Genomic DNA, 5,944 nt, shown 5'->3' with positions numbered 1-5,944 from the left:
AAGCAGATGACCGAGAACATCGTCAAAGAGAACGTGAAAGGCGCCGCCGAGGATGCGCTTGGCGTCCTCGCCACCGACCTGATGGTGGGTGCGGCGGCCGCGGTGGCCGCTGCTGCGGGCGCCATGGAAGCCGAGGCAGCGAGTGTGGCCATCGACAAGATTGACGCCAGTATCGCCAAGTACAGCGCCACCCTGGCCAATCGACCGTCGTCATCCTGAACACATCCCCCGGGCGCGCAAGGCGCTCGGGGGTGATGTGTCCGAGAGGCGTGTGCCCATGCGTCCTCTCTTGTCACCCCCTGGCGTTGAAGTTCGACGGACCCGGTGCCCAGCCCTTCAACGTCATTCATCAATAAGGAGCATGAAATGGCGAATGAAGACCCCAAGGCGGTAGCGACCATCCTCAGTTTTGCCGAAACCTATTTGAAGCGCCCGTTGACCGTTGTCGAACGCCAGGTGCTGGAAGCCTTTGTGCAGAACAAGTCGGTGGATCTGGTCCAGGCCTCGCAGAACAGTATCGATCAGGCCCGTCAGCGTGCCCTGGATGTGATTCAGGCAGACGAGCAGCGCACTCGGCAGTTGATCGAGCAGTTAGCCGGTCCCGCAGCCCCCGGCCCCGACAATCCCCAGACCCGCGACCTGCTGCTCCAGCAATTGCTCAGCGCGGCCGGCGCCCAGGCGCAGGTCCAGGCCCCGGCTTCCGCTCCTGCTCCGACTCCGGCTTCACCGCCCCCGGCCCCGGCGGATGATCCGGCGCTCAAGGCATTGATCGGCACCCTGGTGCAACAGGAGGTGAAAGCCGCCATCGAAGCGCGAATGGCCGAGCTGGCGCAAAAGGTCGAGGACACCCTCAAGCAAGTGACTGCCGGCACTGGGCAATAAGCCCCCCCTGAAATAACCGCAAGCCCCCTCGGGAGCCTGGTTCACAGCCCCAGGGCTGCCACGTTCACTCAATGACACGGAATGCTCCGTGTGCCTAACAAAGGAAGTTGAGCCATGCCACTTGTAAACGAACAAATCACCGATGCCGTCACCCAGACCAACGTCAAGGTCGTCGCTGAAGCGCCGGCCATGGCGATGGGCACCATCTACCAATCCATGGCCCAGGCCACCGCGATCCTGTTCCAGAACTCGGTTTCGGCGCAGCAGCAGCAAAATACCCTGGCCCAGGCGGCCACCAACCAGGGCGTGATGCAGATCTACAGCGTCGACACCACCGCCGGGGCGGCGGCCACCGAAAAAGTCGCCCAGGGCGGAGTCTCCGACAACCTCACCAGCCTGCTGACGGTTCTCAAGTCCTTTCAGAGCTGATGGCTGAAAGCCTGATTTTCCGTTGAACCTACCTGCTGAAAAAATGGAGTTTTTATGAGCACAGTCAGTCCGCAAATCACCGATGCCGTCACCCAGACCAACGTCAAGGTCGTCGCCGAAGCGCCGGCCATGTCGATGGGTACCATCTATCAGTCCATGGGCCAGTCCGTGGCTATCCTGTTCCAGAACTCGGTTTCGGCGCAGCAGCAGCAAAACACCCTGGCCCAGGCGGCCACCAACCAGGGCGTGATGCAGATCTACAGCGTCGACACCACCGCCGGAGCGTCAGCCACCGAGAAAGTCGCCCAGGGCGGCGTGGCCGACAACCTCACCAGCCTGTTGACGGTGCTCAAGTCGTTCAGTAGCTGATCCTTCCTCTGGCGACACGCCAACGCCCCCGTGGTCTGCAGGCCCCGGGGGCGTTGTCTTTTGCCCGGCAGCATGGGAGGTTGATGCGGATTTTTTACCGCTAGGCGCCTTTACGTTCTTTTTTTCGAACAGCCTATTGTCCTTTACCCCCGTTGACCCTAGGATTCGTTTGAGATTTCAAACGCTCTTGCCTGGGTGCCCAAACGCACGTCTATCCTTGTGTGCGACATTTTCGTGCTTTTACCCAGTGAACGATTTTCCTGACGGCAGCTTTGTCCAGGGCTTGCAGACGCGCCAGCGCGGTCCATGCCTGACAGGGCGCCTTTTTTACAATCACAATTCGCCCCGCGTATGCGCGGTGCTGTTAAGGAAGCCGACATGCAGCTCAAAGACGCCCAGTTGTTCCGCCAACAAGCCTTCATCGATGGAGCTTGGGTCGACGCGGACAACGGTCAGACGATCAAGGTCAACAACCCCGCTACCGGTGAAATCCTCGGTACCGTACCCAAGATGGGCGCTGCCGAAACCCGCCGCGCCATCGAAGCCGCCGACAAGGCCCTGCCGGCCTGGCGTGCCCTGACCGCCAAGGAGCGCGCCACCAAGCTGCGCCGCTGGTATGAGTTGCTGATCGAAAACCAGGACGACCTGGGTCGCCTGATGACCCTGGAGCAGGGCAAGCCGCTGGCCGAAGCCAAGGGCGAAATCGCTTACGCGGCTTCCTTTATCGAGTGGTTCGCCGAAGAAGCCAAGCGCATCTACGGTGACGTGATTCCGGGCCATCAGCCCGACAAGCGCCTGATCGTGATCAAGCAGCCGATCGGCGTGACCGCAGCCATCACCCCGTGGAACTTCCCGGCGGCGATGATCACCCGTAAAGCCGGCCCGGCCCTGGCCGCCGGTTGCACCATGGTCATCAAGCCTGCTTCGCAAACCCCATTCTCGGCCCTGGCCCTGGTAGAACTGGCGCACCGTGCCGGGATTCCGAAAGGCGTGCTGAGCGTGGTCACCGGCAGTGCCGGCGACATCGGCGGCGAGCTCACCAGCAACCCGATCGTGCGCAAGCTGTCGTTCACCGGCTCCACCGAAATCGGTCGCCAGCTGATGGCCGAATGCGCCAAGGACATCAAGAAAGTCTCCCTGGAGCTGGGCGGCAACGCGCCGTTCATCGTGTTCGACGACGCGGACCTGGATAAGGCCGTCGAAGGCGCGATCATCTCCAAGTACCGCAACAACGGCCAGACCTGCGTCTGCGCCAACCGCCTGTACATCCAGGATTCGGTGTACGACGCCTTCGCCGAGAAATTGAAGGCAGCAGTGGCCAAGCTGAAGATCGGCAACGGCCTGGAAGAAGGCACCACCACTGGCCCGCTGATCGACGAAAAAGCCGTGGCCAAGGTCCAGGAACACATCGCCGACGCCCTGAAAAAAGGCGCGACCCTGCTGGCCGGTGGCAAGTCCATGGAAGGCAACTTCTTCGAGCCGACCATCCTGGTCAACGTGCCCAAGGATGCGGCCGTGGCCAAGGAAGAAACCTTCGGCCCACTGGCGCCGCTGTTCCGCTTCAAAGACGAAGCCGAAGTCATCGCCATGTCCAACGACACCGAGTTCGGCCTGGCGTCCTACTTCTATGCCCGCGACCTGGGCCGTGTGTTCCGCGTGGCCGAAGCCCTGGAATACGGCATGGTCGGGGTCAACACCGGTTTGATCTCCAACGAAGTGGCGCCGTTCGGTGGCATCAAGGCTTCTGGCCTGGGCCGTGAAGGTTCCAAGTACGGGATCGAGGATTACCTGGAAATCAAGTACCTCTGCCTGGGTATCTGATCCGGTTTCAAGCGCCGGGGGCACGAGAGCGCTGTCCCCCTGCGCAGCTTTAAAAAACGCACTTTTCAAGGTGGCCCGGGACCGCTCCGGCAGTCGATCATCGCATGCTGTCGCAGGCGCTTCCCCGCCCCGCAACCCTTGAATCACACCGCTGTAGCAGCGGTGAATGAGGACACTATGAGCAAGACCAACGCATCTTTGATGAAACGCCGTGAAGCCGCTGTACCGCGCGGTGTTGGCCAGATTCACCCGATCTTCGCCGACAGCGCGAAGAACGCCACCGTCACCGACGTTGAAGGCCGCGAGTTCATCGACTTCGCCGGCGGTATCGCGGTACTGAACACCGGTCACGTGCACCCGAAGATCATCGCCGCGGTGACCGAGCAGCTGAACAAGCTGACCCACACCTGCTTCCAGGTCCTGGCCTACGAGCCTTACGTGGAGCTGTGCGAGAAAATCAACGCCAAGGTGCCAGGTGATTTCGCCAAGAAAACCCTGCTGGTGACCACCGGTTCCGAAGCCGTCGAGAACGCCGTGAAGATTGCCCGTGCCGCCACTGGCCGCGCCGGCGTGATCGCCTTCACCGGCGCCTACCACGGCCGCACCATGATGACCCTGGGCCTGACCGGCAAGGTCGTGCCGTACTCGGCCGGCATGGGCCTGATGCCAGGCGGCATCTTCCGCGCGCTGTACCCGAATGAACTGCACGGCGTGAGCATCGACGACTCCATCGCCAGCATCGAGCGCATCTTCAAGAACGACGCCGAGCCCCGTGATATCGCTGCGATCATCATCGAGCCGGTACAGGGCGAAGGCGGCTTCTACGTCGCGCCCAAAGAGTTCATGAAGCGCCTGCGCGCCCTGTGCGACCAGCACGGCATCCTGCTGATCGCTGACGAAGTACAGACCGGCGCCGGTCGTACCGGCACCTTCTTCGCCATGGAACAGATGGGCGTTACCGCCGACCTGACCACCTTCGCCAAGTCCATCGCCGGCGGCTTCCCGCTGGCCGGTGTCTGCGGCAAGGCCGAGTACATGGACGCCATCGCTCCAGGCGGCCTGGGCGGCACCTACGCCGGTAGCCCGATCGCTTGTGCGGCGGCCCTGGCGGTGATGGAAGTGTTCGAGGAAGAGCACCTGCTGGATCGCTGCAAGGCGGTGGGCGAACGCCTGGTGACCGGCCTCAAGGCCATCCAGGCCAAGTACCCGGTGATCGGTGAAGTGCGTGCCCTGGGCGCGATGATCGCGGTGGAACTGTTCGAGAATGGCGACAGCCACAAGCCGAACGCCGCTGCCGTGGCCCAGGTTGTGGCCAAGGCTCGCGACAAGGGCCTGATCCTGCTGTCCTGCGGCACCTACGGCAACGTTCTGCGGGTTCTGGTTCCGCTGACCTCGCCGGACGAGCAGTTGGACAAAGGCCTGGCCATCATCGAAGAGTGCTTCGCTGAACTGGCGTGACCTTGGGGCCTGAAGGCCCGTTGTGAAAAAGCCGCTGGCGCCTCGGGCCCCAGCGGCTTTTTCTTGCCCGGGTTTCAGGCCTCGGCCAGCCAGCCCGCCAGGCGTTGCCGGACCTCGGGGTCGAAGAGCTGGTGATGGTCCATCCACTCATCGTTGAACACCGTGTCCAGGTACTTTTCCCCGCCGTCGCAGACCAGCGCCACGATGACGCTTTGCGCCGGGCAGTCCTGAGCCTGCCTGAGCGCGTGGTAGATCACCCCTCCGGCAGAGCCGCCCACCAGCAGGCCATGCTGCCGCGCCAGGTAGCGGGCGGTTTCGAAGGCCTCGGCATCGGTGACTTTCAGGCCGCGATCGATCAGCGGGTAATCGATCAGCGCGCCGATCTCGGCGCCTTCCGGCGTGCCGGTGCCGGACTGCAGGTAGGGTCCGCCGGGGCCACCGAAAATCACCGAGCCCGCAGGTTCCACGCCCACCACCTGGAGCTGCTGGTGGTGCGCCTTGAGGGCGCGGGCGGTGCCACACAATGAGCCGCCGGTGCCCACCGCGCCGAACAGGTAGTCCAGGCGCTCGCCGAGGACGCCGTGGAGCTCCTCGGCCAGGGCCCGGTAGCCGTTGGCGTTGGCCGGATTGTGGTGCTGCTGGGTCCAGTAGGCGCCCTGTTCCCGGGCGATGCGCTCGGCGGTGGCGTCGCGGTCGGCGGTGGCCAGCCCGCCTTCCGGGCAGCCCACACGCACCAGTTGGGCGCCGAAGGCCTGCATGCCGCGCAGCTTTTCCGCGCTGGAGTGATGATCGACCACGGCGGTAAAGCGATAGCCACGCTCGGCGGCGATCAACGCCAGGCCCAGGCCGGTATTGCCAGAGGTGGATTCGACGATCCATCCACCGGGCTGCAACAGGCCCTGGGCTTCGGCTTCGTCGATCATTTGCCGGGCCATGCGGATTTTCGCGGTGCCGGTGGGGTTGAACTGTTCCAACTTGAGCAGCA

6 protein-coding genes and 1 pseudogene are annotated in these 5,944 nt (G+C 63.3%); 6 read left to right on the top strand and 1 reads right to left on the bottom strand.

Features of this window, described 5'->3' with window-relative positions; all coding sequences use genetic code 11:
• The 6 genes and pseudogenes from BLX41_RS35375 to gabT all read left to right on the top strand — a co-directional run.
• Positions 1-219: pseudogene (locus BLX41_RS35375) on the top strand (hypothetical protein); the annotation flags it as partial.
• Positions 220-366: 147 nt separating this feature from the next.
• Positions 367-882, top strand: coding sequence for a hypothetical protein (locus tag BLX41_RS14235; protein ID WP_123725401.1), 516 nt, complete (start codon positions 367-369; stop codon positions 880-882).
• 114 nt (positions 883-996) lie between these two features.
• Positions 997-1,311: a RebB family R body protein gene (locus BLX41_RS14230; protein ID WP_011058563.1), complete on the top strand. Its 315-nt coding sequence runs from the start codon at positions 997-999 to the stop codon at positions 1,309-1,311.
• Positions 1,312-1,365: 54 nt separating this feature from the next.
• On the top strand, positions 1,366-1,680 hold the full coding sequence (locus tag BLX41_RS14225; RefSeq protein ID WP_011058564.1) for a RebB family R body protein: 315 nt from the start codon (positions 1,366-1,368) through the stop codon (positions 1,678-1,680).
• A gap of 378 nt (positions 1,681-2,058) precedes the next feature.
• The gene (gabD, locus tag BLX41_RS14220; protein WP_011058565.1) at positions 2,059-3,501 is read left to right on the top strand and encodes an NADP-dependent succinate-semialdehyde dehydrogenase; all 1,443 of its coding nucleotides are present in this window, start codon (positions 2,059-2,061) and stop codon (positions 3,499-3,501) included.
• Positions 3,502-3,678: 177 nt separating this feature from the next.
• Positions 3,679-4,959 (top strand): 4-aminobutyrate--2-oxoglutarate transaminase, encoded by a 1,281-nt coding sequence (gene gabT, locus BLX41_RS14215; protein ID WP_123725400.1) that lies wholly within the window; start codon positions 3,679-3,681, stop codon positions 4,957-4,959.
• A gap of 74 nt (positions 4,960-5,033) precedes the next feature.
• Here the strand turns inward: gabT and BLX41_RS14210 are convergent.
• Positions 5,034-5,944 (bottom strand): cysteine synthase family protein (locus BLX41_RS14210; RefSeq protein ID WP_148059725.1); only part of this gene is annotated, 911 nt, incomplete at its 5' end.

Origin of the sequence: Pseudomonas protegens, from assembly GCF_003732485.1 — a bacterium.
Lineage (GTDB): Bacteria > Pseudomonadota > Gammaproteobacteria > Pseudomonadales > Pseudomonadaceae > Aquipseudomonas > Aquipseudomonas protegens_B.
The sequence above is the reverse complement of the archived record's forward strand: the minus strand, read 5'-3'. Positions and strand labels throughout refer to the sequence as shown.

Excerpts from the sequence above, each read along its gene's own strand:
- BLX41_RS14235 (WP_123725401.1), top strand. The coding sequence starts at position 367 with ATGGCGAATGAAGACCCCAAGGCGGTAGCGACCATCCTCAGTTTTGCC.
- BLX41_RS14230 (WP_011058563.1), top strand. The coding sequence starts at position 997 with ATGCCACTTGTAAACGAACAAATCACCGATGCCGTCACCCAGACCAAC.
- BLX41_RS14225 (WP_011058564.1), top strand. The coding sequence starts at position 1,366 with ATGAGCACAGTCAGTCCGCAAATCACCGATGCCGTCACCCAGACCAAC.
- gabD (WP_011058565.1), top strand. The coding sequence starts at position 2,059 with ATGCAGCTCAAAGACGCCCAGTTGTTCCGCCAACAAGCCTTCATCGAT.
- gabT (WP_123725400.1), top strand. The coding sequence starts at position 3,679 with ATGAGCAAGACCAACGCATCTTTGATGAAACGCCGTGAAGCCGCTGTA.